This window comes from Rossellomorea sp. H136, assembly GCF_056838065.1.
The window spans coordinates 3,093,750-3,112,810 of the sequence record NZ_CM166371.1 but is presented as its reverse complement, the minus strand read 5'-3'; the positions used below and the strand labels follow the sequence as shown (position 1 = coordinate 3,112,810).

The 19,061-nt window shown below is 40.7% G+C and carries 21 protein-coding genes; 20 read left to right on the top strand and 1 reads right to left on the bottom strand.

The window, feature by feature from the left end:
• Window positions 1-59: 59 nt before the first annotated feature.
• The 11 genes from ACYH0O_RS15930 (at window position 60) to ACYH0O_RS15880 (ending at window position 9,936) form a co-directional block, all read left to right on the top strand.
• Window positions 60-1,364 carry a pyrimidine-nucleoside phosphorylase gene (locus tag ACYH0O_RS15930; protein WP_482632585.1) on the top strand — a complete coding sequence of 435 codons (1,305 nt, stop codon included), beginning with the start codon at window positions 60-62 and terminating at the stop codon, window positions 1,362-1,364.
• A gap of 213 nt (window positions 1,365-1,577) precedes the next feature.
• Window positions 1,578-2,744: a D-alanyl-D-alanine carboxypeptidase family protein gene (locus ACYH0O_RS15925; protein ID WP_482629488.1), complete on the top strand. Its 1,167-nt coding sequence runs from the start codon at window positions 1,578-1,580 to the stop codon at window positions 2,742-2,744.
• Window positions 2,745-2,878: 134 nt separating this feature from the next.
• Window positions 2,879-3,229 carry an anti-sigma F factor antagonist gene (gene spoIIAA / locus ACYH0O_RS15920; RefSeq protein ID WP_113967610.1) on the top strand — a complete coding sequence of 117 codons (351 nt, stop codon included), beginning with the start codon at window positions 2,879-2,881 and terminating at the stop codon, window positions 3,227-3,229.
• 1 nt (window position 3,230) lies between these two features.
• The gene (spoIIAB, locus tag ACYH0O_RS15915) at window positions 3,231-3,674 is read left to right on the top strand and encodes an anti-sigma F factor (RefSeq protein WP_148969515.1); all 444 of its coding nucleotides are present in this window, start codon (window positions 3,231-3,233) and stop codon (window positions 3,672-3,674) included.
• 12 nt (window positions 3,675-3,686) lie between these two features.
• Entirely contained in the window at window positions 3,687-4,451 is a 765-nt protein-coding gene (sigF, locus tag ACYH0O_RS15910) for an RNA polymerase sporulation sigma factor SigF (protein WP_482629487.1), read from the top strand.
• A gap of 272 nt (window positions 4,452-4,723) precedes the next feature.
• The gene (locus ACYH0O_RS15905; RefSeq protein ID WP_149156986.1) at window positions 4,724-5,344 is read left to right on the top strand and encodes a stage V sporulation protein AA; all 621 of its coding nucleotides are present in this window, start codon (window positions 4,724-4,726) and stop codon (window positions 5,342-5,344) included.
• Window positions 5,334-5,756: a stage V sporulation protein AB gene (locus tag ACYH0O_RS15900; RefSeq protein ID WP_149156985.1), complete on the top strand. Its 423-nt coding sequence runs from the start codon at window positions 5,334-5,336 to the stop codon at window positions 5,754-5,756. Before ACYH0O_RS15905 ends, ACYH0O_RS15900 begins: the two co-directional genes overlap by 11 nt.
• A 22-nt stretch (window positions 5,757-5,778) precedes the next feature.
• Window positions 5,779-6,348, top strand: a complete 570-nt coding sequence (gene spoVAEA, locus ACYH0O_RS15895; RefSeq protein WP_149156984.1) for a stage V sporulation protein SpoVABEA — start codon at window positions 5,779-5,781, stop codon at window positions 6,346-6,348.
• Complete coding sequence (locus ACYH0O_RS15890; RefSeq protein ID WP_149156983.1) at window positions 6,341-7,819, top strand: spore germination protein; 1,479 nt, start codon at window positions 6,341-6,343, stop codon at window positions 7,817-7,819. The genes spoVAEA and ACYH0O_RS15890 overlap by 8 nt, the downstream gene beginning before the upstream one ends.
• Window positions 7,820-7,896: 77 nt before the next feature.
• Window positions 7,897-9,198: a diaminopimelate decarboxylase gene (gene lysA / locus ACYH0O_RS15885; protein ID WP_482632584.1), complete on the top strand. Its 1,302-nt coding sequence runs from the start codon at window positions 7,897-7,899 to the stop codon at window positions 9,196-9,198.
• Between the two features lie 363 nt (window positions 9,199-9,561).
• Window positions 9,562-9,936 carry a GNAT family N-acetyltransferase gene (locus ACYH0O_RS15880; protein WP_149156982.1) on the top strand — a complete coding sequence of 125 codons (375 nt, stop codon included), beginning with the start codon at window positions 9,562-9,564 and terminating at the stop codon, window positions 9,934-9,936.
• Window positions 9,937-9,964: 28 nt separating this feature from the next.
• On the opposite strand, the gene ACYH0O_RS15875 is transcribed toward ACYH0O_RS15880, so the two are convergent.
• Window positions 9,965-10,486, bottom strand: coding sequence for a DUF309 domain-containing protein (locus ACYH0O_RS15875; RefSeq protein ID WP_482629486.1), 522 nt, complete (start codon window positions 10,484-10,486; stop codon window positions 9,965-9,967).
• A 182-nt stretch (window positions 10,487-10,668) separates the two neighbouring features.
• On the opposite strand from ACYH0O_RS15875, the gene ACYH0O_RS15870 reads away from it, so the two are divergent.
• From ACYH0O_RS15870 to ccsB, 9 genes are all read left to right on the top strand, one after another.
• A complete protein-coding gene (locus ACYH0O_RS15870) occupies window positions 10,669-11,430 on the top strand; it encodes a segregation/condensation protein A (protein WP_482629485.1) in 762 nt (253 codons plus the stop codon).
• Window positions 11,420-12,013: an SMC-Scp complex subunit ScpB gene (scpB, locus tag ACYH0O_RS15865; RefSeq protein WP_482629484.1), complete on the top strand. Its 594-nt coding sequence runs from the start codon at window positions 11,420-11,422 to the stop codon at window positions 12,011-12,013. Before ACYH0O_RS15870 ends, scpB begins: the two co-directional genes overlap by 11 nt.
• Before the next feature lie 206 nt (window positions 12,014-12,219).
• Complete coding sequence (locus ACYH0O_RS15860; protein ID WP_482629483.1) at window positions 12,220-13,380, top strand: D-alanyl-D-alanine carboxypeptidase family protein; 1,161 nt, start codon at window positions 12,220-12,222, stop codon at window positions 13,378-13,380.
• Window positions 13,373-13,966, top strand: coding sequence for a nucleoside recognition domain-containing protein (locus ACYH0O_RS15855; RefSeq protein WP_148969506.1), 594 nt, complete (start codon window positions 13,373-13,375; stop codon window positions 13,964-13,966). Before ACYH0O_RS15860 ends, ACYH0O_RS15855 begins: the two co-directional genes overlap by 8 nt.
• Window positions 13,967-14,494, top strand: a complete 528-nt coding sequence (locus ACYH0O_RS15850) for a spore maturation protein (RefSeq protein WP_149156976.1) — start codon at window positions 13,967-13,969, stop codon at window positions 14,492-14,494.
• Window positions 14,495-14,641: 147 nt separating this feature from the next.
• On the top strand, window positions 14,642-15,373 hold the full coding sequence (locus ACYH0O_RS15845; RefSeq protein ID WP_149156975.1) for a pseudouridine synthase: 732 nt from the start codon (window positions 14,642-14,644) through the stop codon (window positions 15,371-15,373).
• Window positions 15,374-15,632: 259 nt separating this feature from the next.
• The gene (gene resA / locus ACYH0O_RS15840) at window positions 15,633-16,163 is read left to right on the top strand and encodes a thiol-disulfide oxidoreductase ResA (RefSeq protein ID WP_426890662.1); all 531 of its coding nucleotides are present in this window, start codon (window positions 15,633-15,635) and stop codon (window positions 16,161-16,163) included.
• A gap of 34 nt (window positions 16,164-16,197) precedes the next feature.
• Window positions 16,198-17,865: a cytochrome c biogenesis protein ResB gene (resB, locus tag ACYH0O_RS15835; RefSeq protein WP_482629482.1), complete on the top strand. Its 1,668-nt coding sequence runs from the start codon at window positions 16,198-16,200 to the stop codon at window positions 17,863-17,865.
• Window positions 17,849-19,024, top strand: a complete 1,176-nt coding sequence (gene ccsB, locus ACYH0O_RS15830) for a c-type cytochrome biogenesis protein CcsB (protein ID WP_482632583.1) — start codon at window positions 17,849-17,851, stop codon at window positions 19,022-19,024. The genes resB and ccsB overlap by 17 nt, the downstream gene beginning before the upstream one ends.
• The last annotated feature ends 37 nt before the right edge of the window (window positions 19,025-19,061 follow it).

The following is a 19,061-nucleotide window of genomic DNA, read 5'->3' as shown; positions in this document are numbered from 1 at the left end:
TTCAATTTGAAAACTAAAGGGACTTCCCTTTGACAATAATAGAAGAGCGGGTGAATACAATGAGAATGGTTGACTTAATAGAGAAGAAGCGTGAAGGTAAAGAGCTCTCTACAGAAGAAATAAAATTTATAGTTGAAGGTTATACAGATGGAAGCATCCCTGATTATCAAGTAAGTGCCCTGACAATGGCTATCTTCTTCAAAGACATGAGCGATAGAGAAAGAGCAGACCTGACGATGGCAATGGTCGAATCAGGAGATCAAATCGATCTGTCTGCAATTGAAGGAATTAAAGTAGACAAGCATTCAACAGGCGGTGTTGGTGATACAACGACCCTTGTTCTGGGACCACTGGTTGCTTCCGTTGGAGTACCTGTAGCGAAGATGAGTGGACGAGGACTTGGACACACTGGAGGAACCATCGATAAGCTTGAGTCCGTCGAAGGTTTCCATGTAGAAATTGAAAACGATGAATTTATCCGCTTGGTGAACAAGAATAAGTTAGCCGTTATCGGACAAAGTGGAAATTTAACACCGGCTGATAAAAAGCTTTATTCATTACGTGATGTGACGGCAACGGTCAATAGCATTCCTCTGATCGCAAGTTCCATCATGAGTAAAAAAATAGCTGCTGGTGCGGATGCTATCGTACTTGACGTGAAAACGGGTGCCGGGGCTTTCATGAAAACACTAGACGATTCAAAAGACCTTGCCAAAGCAATGGTGAACATCGGAAACAACGTCGGCAGAAAAACTATGGCGGTCATTTCGGACATGAGTCAGCCACTGGGCTTCGCGATAGGAAACGCACTTGAAGTGAAAGAAGCGATCGATACATTAAAAGGTGTAGGTCCAGAAGACTTAACAGAATTATGTTTAACTCTTGGAAGTCATATGGTCTATCTGGCTGAAAAAGCATCAACATTGGAAGAAGCGAGAGAGCTATTACAGAAAGCGATTGAAGATGGATCGGCTCTTGAGAATTTCAAAGTATTCCTAGAATCACAAGGTGGAGATCCATCCGTTGTGAATGATCCATCAAAACTTCCACAGGCGCAGTATAAGGTTGAACTTGAAGCGAAAGAAGATGGCTATGTATCAGAAATTGTGGCCGATGCAGTTGGAACGGCTGCTATGTGGTTAGGAGCAGGCCGTGCAACAAAAGATTCTGTTATCGATTTAGCGGTTGGTCTTGAGTTACGCAAGAAGATCGGTGATTCTGTCAAAACGGGAGATTCTCTTGTGACGATCTATAGCAATGATGAGAATATCGACAATGTAAAAGAAAAATTATACGAAAGCATTAAAGTAACATCTGAACATGTGAAAGCCCCTACGTTGATTCATACTGAAATCACGGGTTGATTTTTAATTTTGATCGAGGCCTTTGCCAAGAGGATTATTTCTCTTTGGCAGAGGCTTTTTTTTAACCATCTTCCAACCATTTTTATCACTAACCACCTACCATTCATAGGCCAACCTCACTTTTTTACCAATGTTTGTATAAAAATGATGCAGTTGGAAAAAATGGGTCTATGAGTATTGAATTAAAACGAGATTTGATTGGAGGACAGTTGGATGAAACGTTTTGCGTATATAGTGATTACATTTGTTTTAGCAGCTTTTTTGTTTCCTTCAATGGGGTTTGCCCAGGAGAAGAAATCGGAATTAGCTGAAGTATCGAAATCAGCTATTTTGATTGAGCGGGATACTGGAACGGTATTATATGAGAAGAATAGCCATGAAAAGCTGGCACCAGCATCCATGACTAAGATTATGACAATGATGTTGATCATGGAAGCCCTTGAAAAAGGTCAAATAAAGTGGGAAGACAGTGTTCGAGCGAGTGAATATGCCGCATCGATGGGTGGATCACAAATTTTCCTGGAGCCCGGTGAAAGCATGACGGTTGAAGAAATGCTTAAGGGGATTGCGATTGGTTCTGCCAATGATGCATCAGTTGCCCTGGCGGAACATATATCAGGAAGTGAAGAAGCCTTTGTTGAAAAAATGAACAAAAAGGTAGAAGAGCTTGGTTTAAAAGACACTCGGTTCAAAAACCCGACAGGCTTACCGTCTAAAGATCATTATAGTTCGGCACATGACATGTCCATGATGGCCAAGGAACTTTTAAAATATGAAGGAATCACCAAGTTCACAGGCAGCTATGAATCGTATTTACGTGAGGATACGGAAAAAAAATTCTGGTTGGTAAATACAAACAAATTGGTTCGTTTCTATGACGGCGTGGATGGACTAAAAACTGGATTCACCAATGAAGCGAAATACTGCCTAACGGCAACGGCTAAGAAAGATAATATGAGGGTCATTGCTGTCGTATTCGGAGCACCGACTCCTAAAGAGCGAAACAACGAGGTAAGTAAAATGCTGGATTATGCCTTCAATCAGTATTCAACCAAACCTCTCTTCAAAAAGGGTGACTCCCTGGCTCAGGTGAAAGTATCGAAAGGGAAACAAAACAGAGTGGATGCAGTGACGGAAGAGCCCATCTCCCTGTTAACGCAAAAAGGTGAAAAAATGGATAAGGTAGAACAGAAAATTACACTCTCTAAAGACCTCAAGGCTCCTATCAAAAAAGGAGATAAAGTCGGGACTCTAGTCATCATGAACAAAGGAGAAAAAGTGTTGGAAAGCACTCTCGTCGCAAAGAAAAATATAAATGACGCGAGCTGGTGGGAGCTGTACAAAAAATCCTTTGGACTATTCACGAAAGTTGGAAAGTAAAACTGTCTTTACGATTTCTGATAAAAATAACCTCTAATTATGACGAATTCCTTCTAGTTTTGTCATTGAGAAGGAATTTACTAAAAGAATAGCGAAATGACTCACTATACGACAGAGAAGGAGGCTTTCTGATAGTGAGTCTTGCTATTAACTTAGAAGTCAAAAAAGATGTTTTGTGTATTCGTTTAAGTGGTGAGCTGGATCATCATACTGCTGATGAGCTTAGGGAAAAAGCTTCGAATCTGATTGAAAGTGAGAATGTGAAGCATATCATTTTGAATTTAGAGGAACTAAGCTTTATGGATAGTTCAGGATTAGGTGTGATTTTGGGTCGATACAAGCAGATTAAACAAAAGCATGGAGAAATGGTTGTGTGTGCGATCTCCCCTTCTGTAAACCGATTATTTGAAATGTCCGGGTTGTTTAAGATTATCCGTCTTGAGCCGTCTGAAGAAAACGCATTACAAAGATTGGGGGTCGCCTGACATGAGAAATGAAATGAACATTCAATTCAGTTCTTTAAGCCAAAATGAGTCCTTTGCCAGAGTTACCGTTGCTTCATTTATTGCACAGCTGGATCCGACGATGGATGAGTTGACTGAAATCAAGACAGTCGTATCTGAAGCCGTTACAAATGCCATCATTCACGGATATGATAACAGACCGAATGGTATCGTCTATATTTCCGTCATTATGGAAGAGGATGGGTACATTGATATGACCATCCGCGATGAAGGAGTCGGGATTGGTGATGTAGAAGAAGCCCGTCAACCTTTGTTCACGTCCAAGCCTGAGCTGGAACGTTCTGGAATGGGCTTTACCATCATGGAGAATTTCATGGATGAAATAGAAGTGTCATCACACCCAGGTACAGGCACCACGGTAAGACTAAAGAAGCACTTGACCAATAGTAAAGCGCTATGCAATTAAGGAGTCGTGCCCATGGATGTCGAAGTTAAAAAAGAAAAGGAACAGACCTTTCTAAAGGATCATGAGGTGAAAGAGCTCATAAAGCAGAGCCAGGACGGTGACCAAAGCGCTCGGGACTTGATTGTCCAGAAGAACATGCGTTTAGTATGGTCCGTCGTCCAGCGCTTCCTCAATCGGGGATATGAGCCTGATGATCTCTTTCAGATAGGCAGTATCGGGTTGCTGAAATCAGTCGATAAGTTTGATTTAAGCTACGACGTCAAGTTTTCAACATATGCAGTTCCGATGATCATTGGTGAAATCCAGAGGTTCATCCGGGATGACGGAACAGTAAAGGTAAGTCGTTCGCTGAAGGAAATGGGAAACAAGATTCGTAAAGCCAAGGATGAACTTTCCAAGAAATTTGGGAGGGTTCCAACGGTGAGTGAGCTTGCCGAACATCTGGAGTATTCGGTTGAAGAGGTGATCATGGCTCAGGAAGCAAGCAGAGCCCCTTCTTCCATTCATGAAACCGTTTATGAAAATGATGGAGATCCCATTACCCTTTTGGATCAGATTGCGGATAATAGCGATAATAAATGGTTTGACAAAATTGCCTTAAAAGAAGCCATTAGGGAACTGGATGATCGGGAACGGCTGATTGTGTATTTAAGGTATTACAAAGATCAAACCCAATCGGAAGTAGCAGATCGACTGGGTATTTCCCAAGTCCAGGTATCGAGATTGGAGAAGAAGATATTACTAACAATGAAAGATCATATGCATACAGAATCTTAGGAAAAATAACCTTGTTGTTTCAACGAATCATGTTGAAACGACAAGGTTATTTTTATTTGTGAAATGAATACAACAGTTGATTAACTATTGACCCCACATTCTCCCTTTGAAATTGTTACCATTTTCAGAAGCTCCGACCTTCAGAATCTATACTCTTTCTCACTTCCTCCTCCGTAATCTCAACCGACCACATGCAGCCATTACATAAATTATTTCCGTTAATCCATACTATTGGTACGAAGGGAAAATCATGTTTTCAGGAAGTGAACTGCATGGAAGGTATTTTGTATATACGCTTACGTCATCGAGTGCAGGTAAGGGAAGAGAGTACAGTCAAGCTTGGACAGCTTGCTCAAATCATAGCACCTGAAAATTTTCTGGAAGAATTAAGGCAAATCCCGATCCATCAAGTGACAGCATCTGATAAGAATATCATTGTGGTCGATGTGATGAGGGTGATAAGAGAAATATGTAAGAACTTCTCTGATCTTGATATACAAACGATTGGACCCACACAAAGTATTATTGAAGTGATTTATGAGAAAAAGAAAATCTCTCTTCCGCTCTTCATTGGCGTTTGGTTACTATTATTCATCGGTGCAGCCCTGGCAATTATGAATTTTCATGAAGATGTAAGTATGAGGGAAGTTCATCAACGGCTGTATCATTTTGTAACTGGGGATGAGGATCCTCATCCATTACTGTTTCAAGTTCCCTATTCATTCGGTTTAGGCCTTGGGATGATCTTATTTTTCAACCATGTGTTTCGAAAGAGACTTAATGAAGAACCGAGTCCATTAGAAGTTGAAATGTTTAATTACCAGCAGGATTTAGATCAGTATGTCATCATGCATGAAAATAAAGAAAGTCAGAAAAATTTAGATGACCATTAGCGTATTGATTACAGTATTTATTGGTTTTGCTGGTGGACTGGCAGTCGGTTCCGGGTTTGTAGCTTTTCTAACCGTATTAGGAATTATCCCAAGGTTAACTCAGTTAACAAAAACAATGAAAATGATTCACCACTTTGAACTGGCCGTCATTATTGGTGCACTGTCTGGAGGATTTGTCAGCTTAAATAATTATACGCTGCACTTTTCCCCATTCGTTCTTATGCCCATCGGTTTAGCGAGCGGAGTGTTCATCGGGCTGTTGGCGGCTGCATTAACAGAGGTATTGAACGTGTTCCCGATCCTCGCAAAGCGAATTGGGATTGAAGGTCAAATCGTCATTCTCATTATGGCGATTGTGTTTGGGAAAATTGCCGGCTCACTTTTTCATTGGCTCTACTTGGTTCATCAATAAACAGCAAGAGGCAGGGGTTCGTATGGACGACAAAAGAAAAGTGATCCTGATTACAGATGGAGATGAATATGCCAAGCGGGCAATCGAGTGTGTGGCAAAAGAGTATGGGGGACGATGTATCTCAAGCTCTAAAGGGAATCCTTCTGTCTTATCAGGACCAGAGATTGTGAAATTGATCAGAAGAGCAAAGAATGACCCCGTCTTTGTGATGTTTGATGATAGTGGATTTATTGGAGAAGGTGCAGGCGAAAGGGCACTAAAGCATGTTGCGAACCACCCTGGCATAGACGTGCTCGGGGTCATTGCGGTAGCAAGTAAAACCAGGCAGGCAGAATGGACAAGGGTGGATGTGTGCATTGATAAATTTGGTGAATTAACTCCATATGGGGTAGATAAATTTGGTGTACCTGAAATGGAGATCGGAAGATTAACGGGAGATACGGTTTATTGCCTTGATGAGCTGGATGTTCCCGTTATTGTCGGAATTGGTGACATAGGCAAAATGGCCAAAAGGGATCATTATTCACAAGGTTCACCCATTACGAAAAAGGCTGTTGAAATCATCTTGGAAAGGAGCGGATATCATGCCTGAGAAAACGAAAGAAACACCGATATCAAAAGATTTAGCTGTTATAGAAGAGTACATGAAGAATAATGTAGGGTTAAACAAAAGCTTTGATTTAGGTGTACGTAAACTCATGGTTTTGAAAAAGGGAGTGCACTTCTACTATATAAACGGGTTGACTGATGCCTCCTATATTATTCAAATCGTGGAGGAACTCGTTGAGATCAATGATCATGAGCGTGCAACGAGCCGATTATATGAGATTGTACATAATCGACTTGTTCATCAATCGGTTGAACCGGTTAAAACGATTGAAGAAGCAGTTGACGAAGTGCTATCAGGATTAATAGCAGTCTTTGTCGAAGGCTACGAAGAGGCAATCATTGTGGATGTTCGTAGTTATCCCGGGCGACAGCCTTCAGAGCCTGATACTGAAAAGGTAGTACGTGGTTCCCGAGATGGGTATGTAGAGAATATTATTGTGAATACCGCTTTAACAAGACGAAGAATTCGGGATCCCCGATTGAGGTTTGAAATATTTCGTATCGGAGAACGATCTAAAACTGACATTTCCATTGCCTATATTAATGATGTTGCAAATCCAAGCTTAATTGAAGTCATCAAGAAAGAATTGAAAAGTATTAAGATCGACGGATTAACGATGGCGGATAAGACGGTTGAAGAGTTCCTTGTGAAGCAAGGATATAATCCATATCCTCTCGTTCGGTACACAGAAAGAGCAGACGTCGCAGCAACTCACTTATTAGAAGGGCATGTTCTTATTTTTGTTGATACTTCGCCGAGTGTCATCATTACACCAACGACATATTTCCATCACCTTCAGCATGCGGAGGAATATAGACAATCACCGGCTGTCGGGACCTTTGTCAGATGGACTAGATTCCTTGGAATATTAGCCTCGCTATTTTTACTCCCGCTATGGTATCTATTTGTGTTGGACCCATCCCTCTTACCTGAGGTTATTAAATTCGTAGGACCAAATGAACAGACGAATATTCCCGTTATTGTTCAGTTGTTCATAGCGGATTTCGGGGTTGAAATGTTCAGGGTGGCAGCCATTCATACTCCAACCCCATTATCCACTGCAATGGGTCTGATAGCGGCAGTCTTAATTGGACAAATAGCCATTGATGTAGGATTGTTTCAACCGGAAGTCATCCTGTATGTAGCCGTTGCATCCATAGGAACGTTCGCTACACCAAGCTATGAATTGAGTGCCGCGAACAAGATGGCCAGACTGTTTCTTCTTATTGCAGTAGCCTTCTTCCATATCCCGGGACTGATGGTGGGTACCACACTTTTTATCTTATTCGTTACAAATATAAAGTCTTTAAATACCCCATATCTATGGCCGTTAATGCCATTCAGTCCTATAGCATTAATGCAGATCCTGATTCGCCGCTCTATGCCTGGAGCAAAAATCAGACCTAGCATTGTTCAGCCGAGAAATAAATATAAGCAGCCGGCGAAATCTTAGAAATATTGCAACAACTCTCATTCTGTGGTAAATTACGTTTAATTAGCAGAGCATTAAAGAGGGGAATGAGACGTTTCATGCATCTTCATGGATCATCAGAAGTGAAAAATGGTTATCTAAAGATAGGAGGGGTGAGCACCTTAGAACTAGCCAAACAATACGGTACACCCCTTTATGTTTATGACATTGCACTCATTAGAGAACGAGCAAGAGGCTTTAAAGAAACATTTGATTCCCTTGGAGTGAAAGCGGAAGTTGCCTATGCCAGTAAGGCATTTTCATGTATCGCGGTCTTTCAATTGATGAAAGAAGAGGGATTATCACTGGATGTGGTTTCAGGAGGGGAGTTATACACTGCCTTAAAAGCAGGATTCCCTCCTGAGCGCATCCATTTTAATGGAAATAATAAATCTGAAGAAGAACTGATGATGGCCATTGAAAACAACATAGGTTGCATTGTTGTCGATAATTTCTACGAGCTGCAACTTGTGAATGCCATCTCACAATCCACTGAAAAAGTGACGAAGGTTTTATTAAGAGTGACGCCTGGGATAGAAGCCCATACTCATGATTATATTTTAACCGGACAAGAGGATTCCAAATTCGGATTCGATTTGGTGAATGGTCAAGCCCGGGATGCGATGAAAATGGCGATGAGCTATGACGGGATTGAATTGTTAGGTCTGCATTGCCATATTGGCTCACAAATATTCGAGACGACAGGCTTCATTCTTGCTGCAAAAAAAATTATTGAGAAGGTGGCACAATGGAAATCTCAATATGATTACGATCCGAGAGTGATTAACTTAGGCGGTGGATTTGGGATTCGCTATACGAAGGATGATGACCCGATTCCACCTGCACAATATGTGGAGGAAATGATTGCGGCTGTAAAACAGGAAGTGGAGAGGTACAACCTAAAAATGCCGGAGATTTGGATCGAGCCGGGCCGTTCCCTTGTTGGTGATGCAGGGACCAGCCTATATACATTAGGGTCAAGAAAAGAAGTGCCCAACATCCGAAAGTACTTAGCTATTGATGGGGGAATGAGTGATAATATAAGACCGGCTCTCTACAAGGCAAAATATGAAGCGATGATTGCGAATAAAGCAGATCACCCCCTGGAAGAAACCGTGTCAATCGCTGGTAAATGTTGTGAATCCGGAGATATGTTGATTTGGGATTTACCCCTTCCACAATCAGAAGCTGGTGACACTCTTGCTGTGTTCTGTACTGGTGCATATGGATATTCAATGGCGAATAACTACAATCGTATTCCCCGTCCCGCTGTCGTATTTGTTGAGAATGGAGAAGCAAGATTAGCTGTTCAAAGAGAGACATATGAGGATTTGGTTTCACTTGATGTAACGTTTAAATAAGCTAGAAACATAGTCTTTAAGTATATCATACTTAAAGACTACCTTTTTTGCATTCTTAATTACATACTTTAACAAATATTGATTTTACTATACAATAACAATGACATGTATAGATGAATATAGTGTAGACAAAGGAGTCATTTATGAAAATCAGCAATAAGGGGTTGTTCTTGTTTTTATTAGTATCAGGCATAGTATGGGGAGTCATCTACTGGCTGTTCCTGGCTGGAAACTGATTGGATAAAGTTGATTAATAAAAGTAAATTTAGTAAGATAAATAAACGTTCATATCAATTAAATTTCTAGTTTTTGTCTATAATAGGAAATAAATAGATTAGGCATAAAACATAACGAGGGGTAAATATGTTAATTCGGTATAAAAAGGCGTTTGAAAAGATCGCAATGGGATTATTATCTTTCATGCCAAATGAAAAGGATTTGAAGAAGCTTCAACAGACGATGAAGCAATACGAAACTGAAGATAATTGGCAGCTCTTTTTATGGAAAGAAGAGGACATAGTAGGTTTAATTGGAGTATTCAAGACAGATAGCACTTTAGAAATTCAGCATATATCCGTTAATCCATCCCATCGGCACGAAGGAATTGGGAAATCAATGGTGAAGCATCTTAGAGACATGCATTCTGAGCATGAAGTGAAGCCGAATTCAGAGACCGCTTCATTCTTTGAGAAGTGTGACGAAATCGATCAAGAGAAAGTAATAGACGAAGAACAATAAAGAGGACGGCCACCGGAACAGTAGGTGGTCAGCCTCTTTTTTTTCGTTGTAATGCATTTTTTCTCTCTAAAATCACTTCTGAACGGTCACGCAGGGAATGACGATGAATGAGCGCGTTATTATTTAAATCACTTGGAGAACACCAGGAGTACCCATTGTCCTCACACAGTGATTGGACCTGCTTTTGTAGAGATGCATCCGTCAGGGGGATATTGATGCTCTTATAGGGTTGATTGGTACTTAGTCCATGGGTGATATTAACGAGCATTTCCTGAAGTTTAACAGGGTGGATCCCTAATCGGGAAAGTTCATCCTGATTCAGTTCGATATTTTGAACGGCTTTCTTAAATGTCCGGGCTGCTCCTGATAAATTACCTCTTCTGTAATGATACAATCCCACAGCAACCTGGATTAAACCTACCCAATGGGAAGAACGGTTCTTAGGATCCGTATATTTCCAATGTTCTTCCAACACTTCATGGCACTCGAAATAATCACGATTTCCGTGGAAATACATTAAGAATTCTAAGTAAGGTTTAGGATAAACCATGTGAGTCCCTCCTTATTATGAAATAGCGTTTGAGTATTTAAAGTGTAGCATATTCTCCATCTTTCCCAAAACGACAAGTACATCCTCTTTATACAAAAACTTTCTATTGGAGAATAGTGGTCAATCTACTATACTATTAAGTAGCGATCAGGAATGACTGTAATTAGAAATTTGGTGATAAAGTGGAATACAATGTGAAGATTGACGCTTTTGAAGGTCCATTAGATCTTCTTTTGCATCTGATTAATTCGTTGGAAATTGATATATATGATATTCCTATGGCTCAAATTACTGAGCAATATATGTTATATGTACATACGATGAAGAATTTGCAACTTGATGTTGCCAGTGAGTACTTAGTGATGGCGGCTACTTTATTAGCGATAAAAAGTAAAATGCTTCTCCCTAAACATGATGATGGACTTTTAAACGATGAAATTGAATTCGAAGAGGAAGATCCCCGTGATGAATTAGTTGAGAGGTTGATTGAGTATCGCAAGTTTAAAGAGGCTGCCAATGAGCTGAAGCATCGTGAGGAAGAAAGGGGACAAGTGTATACGAAGCCCCCAAGTGATCTTACGGAATTTACGGAAGAAGTGGATTTAAAGAATAGTGAGGTTCAAGTGTCTTTATATGATATGTTAGGAGCTTTTCATAAGTTATTGAGACGTAAGAAGTTGCAAAGGCCCGTGCAAACCAGAATTACCAGACAGGAAATATCTATTGAGAAAAGAATGAATGATATTCTTCATAGTCTGCGAAATATCAAAGAGCGTACATCCTTTACAAGTCTTTTCCCCTCTGATAATAAAGAACATCTCGTTGTTACTTTCCTTGCCGTATTGGAATTGATGAAGAGAAAGCAAATCATTGTCAATCAAGAAAAAAACTTCACGGAAATCTTTGTTGAAGCAGGAGAGGAGGTAGGTCTAGTTGAACAGTAGTAATTGGAAAGGGATCCTGGAAAGCTTATTATTCGCAGCTGGTGATGAGGGTCTTTCACTCAAGCAAGTTTGTTCTGTTCTGGAAATCGGGGATCATGAAGCGATGTCTGTGATCGAGGAGTTAAAGTCGGATTATGAAAAAGATCCCAATCGGGGGATATATATAATAGAGATAGCGGACACCTTTCAATTGGTGACAAAAAAAAGCAACGCCGATTATTTAAAGAAATTGGTTGAGTCACCAAATGTAAGCTTTTTATCGCAAGCAGCTCTTGAAACACTTGCGATTGTCGCTTATAAGCAGCCGATCACGAGGATGGAGATTGAACAAATCAGAGGTGTCAAAACCGAGCGTCCCATTCAGACCCTTACGTCAAAAGGACTGGTGAAAGAAGTTGGAAGAGCAGAAGGGACAGGTCGTGCCTACTTATTTGGAACGACAAATGAATTTCTGGACTATTTCGGATTGAAGAGAATAGAAGAACTTCCTCCCTTACCTGAAAATATCGAGGACGAATTCATGCAGGATGAAGCGGATTTGTTTTTTGAGAAATTTCAAGAAACGATGGAATCGAAAGTGTAGATCAGTTCAAATATAAATGGACAGGCAGAGACTCGGACCAAAAAGAATAGAATCACGAAAAGACACAGCAGGGAAACTCTGCTGTGTCTTTTCGTGGGTTAATAGCCAAGAATGAACCTAAGTGCGAATTCCGGATTTTCATTCATATTACCCCTTGTCCTGCATAAACTTGTACAAACACGTTAGAATTAAAGGAGTAGATGGGTGTGAATCGAAAGAGAGTGAAATATTACATATATTATATTCTTATCCTCACCTTGCTATTTGTAGTGGTTTCCAATGAAGTTCAGGCCGCACCTTCTGTTAGTTCACAGCGGGCGATTTTAATGGATCAGGAGACGGGGCGGATTCTGTATGAAAAGGATGCCCACAGCCAAAGTCGGATTGCAAGCATCACAAAAATCATGACGGCGATTCTTGCGGTTGAATCCGGAATGATGGATAAGGAAGTAACGGTATCTTCGAATGCTGCGGGAACGGAAGGTTCATCCCTTTACCTAAAAGCGGGAGAGAAAATCAAGCTAGAAGATCTCGTTTACGGGCTTATGTTGAGATCCGGGAATGATGCAGCGGTCGCTATTGCAGAATCTGTGGGAGGAAGTCTTGACGGGTTTGCCTATATGATGAATGAAAAGGCGAATGAAATCGGAATGAAAAATACGCATTTCTCCAATCCACATGGTCTCGATGATCATGAAGACCACTATTCCACTGCATACGATATGGCAGTTCTGACTAGATATTCAATGGAGAATGAAGTATACAAGCAAATTTCAGGAACGAAAGTGTATACAGCGCCAAATCCTGAAGAAAAATGGGACCGTAAGTGGAAAAACAAAAATAGATTATTAACAGAATTGTATAAACATAGTACGGGTGGGAAAACGGGATATACGAAACTAGCCAAAAGAACGCTTGTGTCCACAGCTTCCAAGGATGGGGAGAACCTGATTGCCGTTACACTAAATGGACCTGATGATTGGAATGATCATATTGGAATGTTTGAATACGGGTTTAAGCAATATGATTATAAGATCGTCCTGGAAGAAGGTACGATTGAAAAAATGGATGACGATATTTACAAGGATCATGCCTATCTTAAACGGGAATCTGTCCTAACACTTCAAGATGATGAAGTGGATGATGTGAAGGTAGAGTACAAAATGTTAAAGCCTAAAGAGGAATGGTTAAAGAATGAAAATGTACCTGAAGTAGTAGGGAAGGCTATTGTGTATTTAGAAGACGAAGAAGTAGACACTCTTCCCATTTTCTATAAAACAACGGGTGAAGCTGAAAAAGAAAAGAGCTGGTGGAAATTCTGGGCATATTCCTTTGAGTCCTTTATAGGGGTCAGGGATCATGGTTAATCTCATTTGGGTTGGGATGACCATCATCGGTTTAGTGTTCGCCATTATCAATGGCAAAATGAAAGAAGTAAACGAAGCCATTTTCACTTCTGCAAATGAAGCCGTTACCCTCTGTATAGGATTGGTCAGTGTATTGGTGTTTTGGTTGGGAATCATGAGGATTGCCCAGGAAGCGGGATTATTGGATAAACTGGCCAGGCTGTTCAGACCCTTTGTCACCCGGTTGTTTCCAGAGGTGCCTGATAATCATCCCGCGATGGGGTATATATTATCGAATATGATGGCCAATATGTTCGGTCTTGGAAACGCAGCAACACCTCTCGGGATTAAAGCGATGGAGCAATTAAAGGAACTGAACGGTGGAAGAGACTATGCCAGCAGATCGATGATTACCTTCTTAGCCATTAATACGTCGAGCCTTACCATTATACCAACAACGGTCATTGCGATCCGGATGAAATATGATTCTGCTTCCCCGACTGAAATTGTGGGACCAACCTTGATCGCGACCATGCTCTCGACCATAGGAGCCATATTGATAGACCGATATTTTCATTATAGACGTACTCGTAGAGAGGTGAAGTAGATGCAATGGATATCCACGATATCATTATGGTTGATTCCCATTATGATCGGCTTCATTTTAATCTATGGAACACTCAAAAAGGTACCTACGTATGAAGTGTTCGTCGATGGGGGAAAAGAAGGCATTAAAATTGCCGTGTCAATCATTCCTTTTCTCATTGGGATGCTTGTAGCCATTACTATTTTCAGAGAATCAGGAGCACTTGAGTTCTTTGTGAACCTCATCCGTCCGGGATTGCTTGCACTCGGTATTCCCCCTGAAATTGTGCCACTTGCCATGATCAGGCCCATTTCAGGAACAGCTGCCCTGGGTATGATGAGCGATATAGTCGCTACCCACGGGCCAGATTCCTTTATTGGAAGACTTGCATCGACCTTACAGGGAAGTACCGATACCACCCTTTACGTATTGACCGTGTACTTCGGGGCAGTAGGGATCCGGAAGATGGGAGACGCCTTGAAGGTCGGTTTACTAGCCGACCTCGTCGGAATCGTCGCAGCCATCTTCATCGTCACGATCATGTTTTAATGGTTGGCATCCATTAATAAAGGAAACAATAAGGTATAAAGGAATCGACTGAAAAGGTCGATTTTTCTTTATACCTTTCTATTTTGTCTGGATTGTGTAATAATTCATGAAGACAAATGTATTGAAAATTAAATGAGGTGAAAGACCGTGGAACGATTACAAAAGGTTATTGCTCATAGTGGCGTAGCGTCTCGACGAAAAGCTGAGCAATTAATTATAGAAGGTAAAGTAAAGGTCAATGGAGTAGTGGTGAAAGAGTTAGGAACCAAGGTTTCTAATTCCGATAGAGTTGAAGTGACAGGGATTCAGATTGAAAGAGAAAATAAAGTATATTATATGCTCTATAAACCAAGAGGGGTCATTTCAGCTGTGACTGACGATAAAGACCGTCAAGTCGTAACGGATTTCTTCCCTGAAATACAAGAAAGAATCTATCCGGTAGGAAGACTGGACTATGAGACGTCAGGTATTCTTCTTTTAACCAATGATGGGGATTTCGCTAACTCCCTGATGCATCCAAGTAACGAAATTGAAAAAACGTATGTAGCGAGATTAAAAGGAATTCCTCCTAAATTCAAAATCAGAGAACTTGAAAAAGGGGTTAAACTGGAGGACGGAATGACGGCTCCAGCAAAAGTGAAAGTATTAAGCATTGATAAGAAACAAGGGAAATCCATCGTCGAAATTACCATTCATGAGGGCAGAAACCGACAAGTACGCAGAATGTTCGAAGCACTTGGGTATCCGGTTCAAAAGCTGAAACGAGAAAGATATGCATTCCTTACTCTTCATGGGTTGAACGCTGGAGAAGGAAGAGAGCTTACTCCACATGAAGTGAAACAGTTGAGAACACTGGCTGAAACAGGAAGTATCCGATAAAGAATAGTATGGAAAGTGTCACATATCCTTCATATAATTTACACTATCTATAAAGTGATAAATGATATAATGGGAAAGGAATTTTACCCTGAAATCCAAGGGATATTTCCCTGCTTATTATGAAGGAATGGAACATTACATTATGGCAGGGACTGATCTCATAAGATAATTCTTATGAAAATCAGGCCCTTTGCTACTGTAAAGAGAGAAAAACATTTCCATTTTTTGAGAACGATTTCAATATGGGAGGCACACGTACATGGATAAGAAAAAACGCAGATTACTCATCCGGACCATTATTCTCATTGTACTGACTTCTGCGGTTGCATATACGCTGTATGCAAACTTTACGAAGGATGAAAGAGGGAAGTTGAAGGTGGGAGATCAAGCGCCTGACTTTGTATTAGAGGACATGGAAGGGAATAAACATCGTTTGTCCGACTATGAGGGACAAGGGGTATTCTTGAATTTCTGGGGAACATGGTGCAAACCATGTGAAAGAGAAATGCCTTATATGAATAATCAATATGCGAAATATAAAGATCAAGGTGTACAGATATTGGCTGTTAATGTAGGGGAATCGGATTTCCTAATCAACCGATTCGTATCAAAACACGGATTAGAGTTCCCTATTGTAGTAGACGAGGAAGAAGAAGTTCAAAACGCATACGGTATTGATCCGTTACCAACGACATTCCTCATTAACCCTCAAGGTGAAATCGAAAAAATCATTACAGGAACGATGTCAGAAAACGATATCATTGAAGATTTAGAGAGCATCAAGCCTTAACTCAGCAGTATAACTTGATATAAGGAGTTTTAACATGAAAGAGATCAAATGTATATGCGGTCATGTAAACCCGAATGGTACCGTTCTCTGCGAATCCTGTGGACGTGCTTTAACGGACGAAGCGAAGAACGAGAAGCTTCATGACATGCGATACGAGGGTAGTGCTAGACGTTCCCAAACGTATAACAAATCGATAGTCGATAAGATTTGGAATTTCTTTTCATCTGTTAAGGTTGGCGTATGGTTAATTGTCATCACACTTATCGCCTCTGCAGTCGGTACGATTTTGCCCCAGGAACAGTATATTCCGAATGGACAACCGGCAAATGAGTACTACGAAGATGTATACGGCTTTTTTGGAGAGTTATATTATACGTTAGGGTTCCATGATTTATATAGTTCATGGTGGTATCTATTATTAATCGCATCGATTGGAGTTTCCCTCGTGATCTGCAGTCTGGACCGGGTGATTCCCCTCTATCGTGCCCTCAAGAATCAACGTGTTTCCAGACATGTTGGTTTCCTGAAGCGTCAACGAATCTATGGGAAAACAGAAATGGTAGAGGTCAATGATTCAATAAGTAAGATTAAGGAAAAGTTAACTCAAAAAAAATATAAGATCCGGGAAGAAGACGGTAACATTCTTGCAGAGAAAAATCGTTTCTCGAGATGGGGTCCATATGTCAATCATATTGGTCTTATCATTTTCCTTTTCGGGGGCATGCTGCGATTCGTTCCAGGAATGTATATTGATGAAACCGTGTGGATCCGTGAAGGTGAAACAAGGGCGGTTCCTGGTACGAAACAAGAATATTACTTAGAAAATAAAGGATTTACGTTAGAGACATACGATAAAGATAAAGACAAAGAAGTATTTGGGGAAGCCATTGATAAGAATGGAACCATCGCAAAGAATTTCCAGTCTGACGTGGTACTGTATAAAGAATCCGGGGATAAACTTCCAGGGCAAACGGCTGATCGGGAAGTGGAAAAAGAGGATTCCATTAAAGTGAACCACCCCCTTAAATTTGGGAATTTCGCTGTATATCAAACCAGTTACAAGATAGACGAATTTAAATCAATGTCCTTTACATTTGATAATAAAGAGTCTGGGGACAGCTTCGGCAAATTCACCGTCGATCTATTTGATCCTCAGGATACCTATACATTTGAAGAAGGGTATAAAGTAGAATTGATGGGATATTACCCTGACTTCTCTGGATTTAATGAACAAGGAGAGCCGCAAACCAAGTCGCCTTTACCGAATAATCCAGCATTCCTTTTCAAATTGTTTTCGCCTGAAAATCCAGATGGTGAAGTGAGCTTTATAGGAATCCAGCAAAATCTGGAACCTCTTGGTGACAATGAATATAAATTGTCATTTGCGGGTGTGGAGACGAGAGATGTATCTGCGTTAACCGTTCATAAGGATCTCACTCTTTGGATACTTGCCGTTGGTGGAGCCATCTTTATGATAGGTGTCGTCCAAGGTGCTTATTGGCACCACCGAAGAATCTGGATCAGGCGAAGTGAAGATGGAGTCATCGTAGCGGGTCATACGAATAAAAATTGGCATGGATTAAAAAATGAAATTAACTTCGTGTTGGAAGGTACTGGAATACAGAATCCTGAAGATCAACAACAAAAAGACGAAGCAAGGAGGAATGAAGATGTCAACGATAACAATGGCAGAGTGGAGTAGTAATTTACTCTATGTATCCTTCATAATGTATTTGATTGCTACGTTGTTTTTTGGTGGGAGCATCCGCCAAAAAAATACAACTGAAACGAATCAGCAAAAGTGGGGATTAATTGGAATTGTTTTAACCCTTATCGGATTTGCCGCTCAATTAGGCTACTTCTTTTTAAGATGGGGGGCAGCAGGACACGCTCCAGTAAGTAATTTATTTGAATTTACAACCTTTTTCGGAATGACGCTTGTCGGAGCCTTTATCATCCTTTACTTTATGTATAAAACAACGATACTCGGTGTCATTGCATTACCATTTGCACTTCTGGTGATTGCCTATGCCAGTATGTTTCCTAAAGACATTAGTCCATTGATCCCTGCTCTACAAAGTGATTGGTTGAAAATCCATGTCACAACTGTTTCAGCCGGTGAAGCCATTTTATCCATCAGTTTTGTGGCAGGGTTGATCTACTTATTGAAATCTGTAAAACATACAAAAGGAAACAAGCAATCGTTTTGGCTTGAAACCGTCATGTATTCTTTAGTTGTCGTTTTAGGGTTTGTAGTTGCATCAACTGCCTTTACCCTTGGGAATTACGAAGCGAACTTTCAATATGTCAATCAAGAAGGAGCGGAAGCGATTTCTGAATATACACTTCCAGCCCTTGTCGGACCGAATGAAGGCCAACTATTAACTGACAACGTAATGGAGCCGCTGGTGGAAATGCCAGCCCTCATCAATGCTAAGAAACTTAATACCGTTATTTGGTCGTTTCTGATTGGTACTGGAATTTATCTTCTATTACGCTTAATCTTCAGAAAGCGAATAGCTGCGAAATTACAGCCATTGGTGAAAAATGTGAATCTGGACCTGATGGACGAAATTGGTTACCGCTCAGTATTAATCGGCTTTCCGGTCTTTACACTAGGAGGGCTCATCTTCGCAATGATTTGGGCTCAAATTGCCTGGACTCGATTCTGGGGATGGGATCCCAAAGAAGTATGGGCATTAATTACATTCTTATTCTATGCAGCATTTCTGCACCTGCGCCTCTCTAAAGGATGGCACGGAGAGAAGTCTGCATGGTTAGCCGTCATCGGGGTTGCCATTATTCTATTCAACCTGGTGGCTGTTAACCTCATAATCGCAGGATTACATTCATACGCTTAAATAACGAACGGGAGGGAGCTGACCATAATGAGAGTGT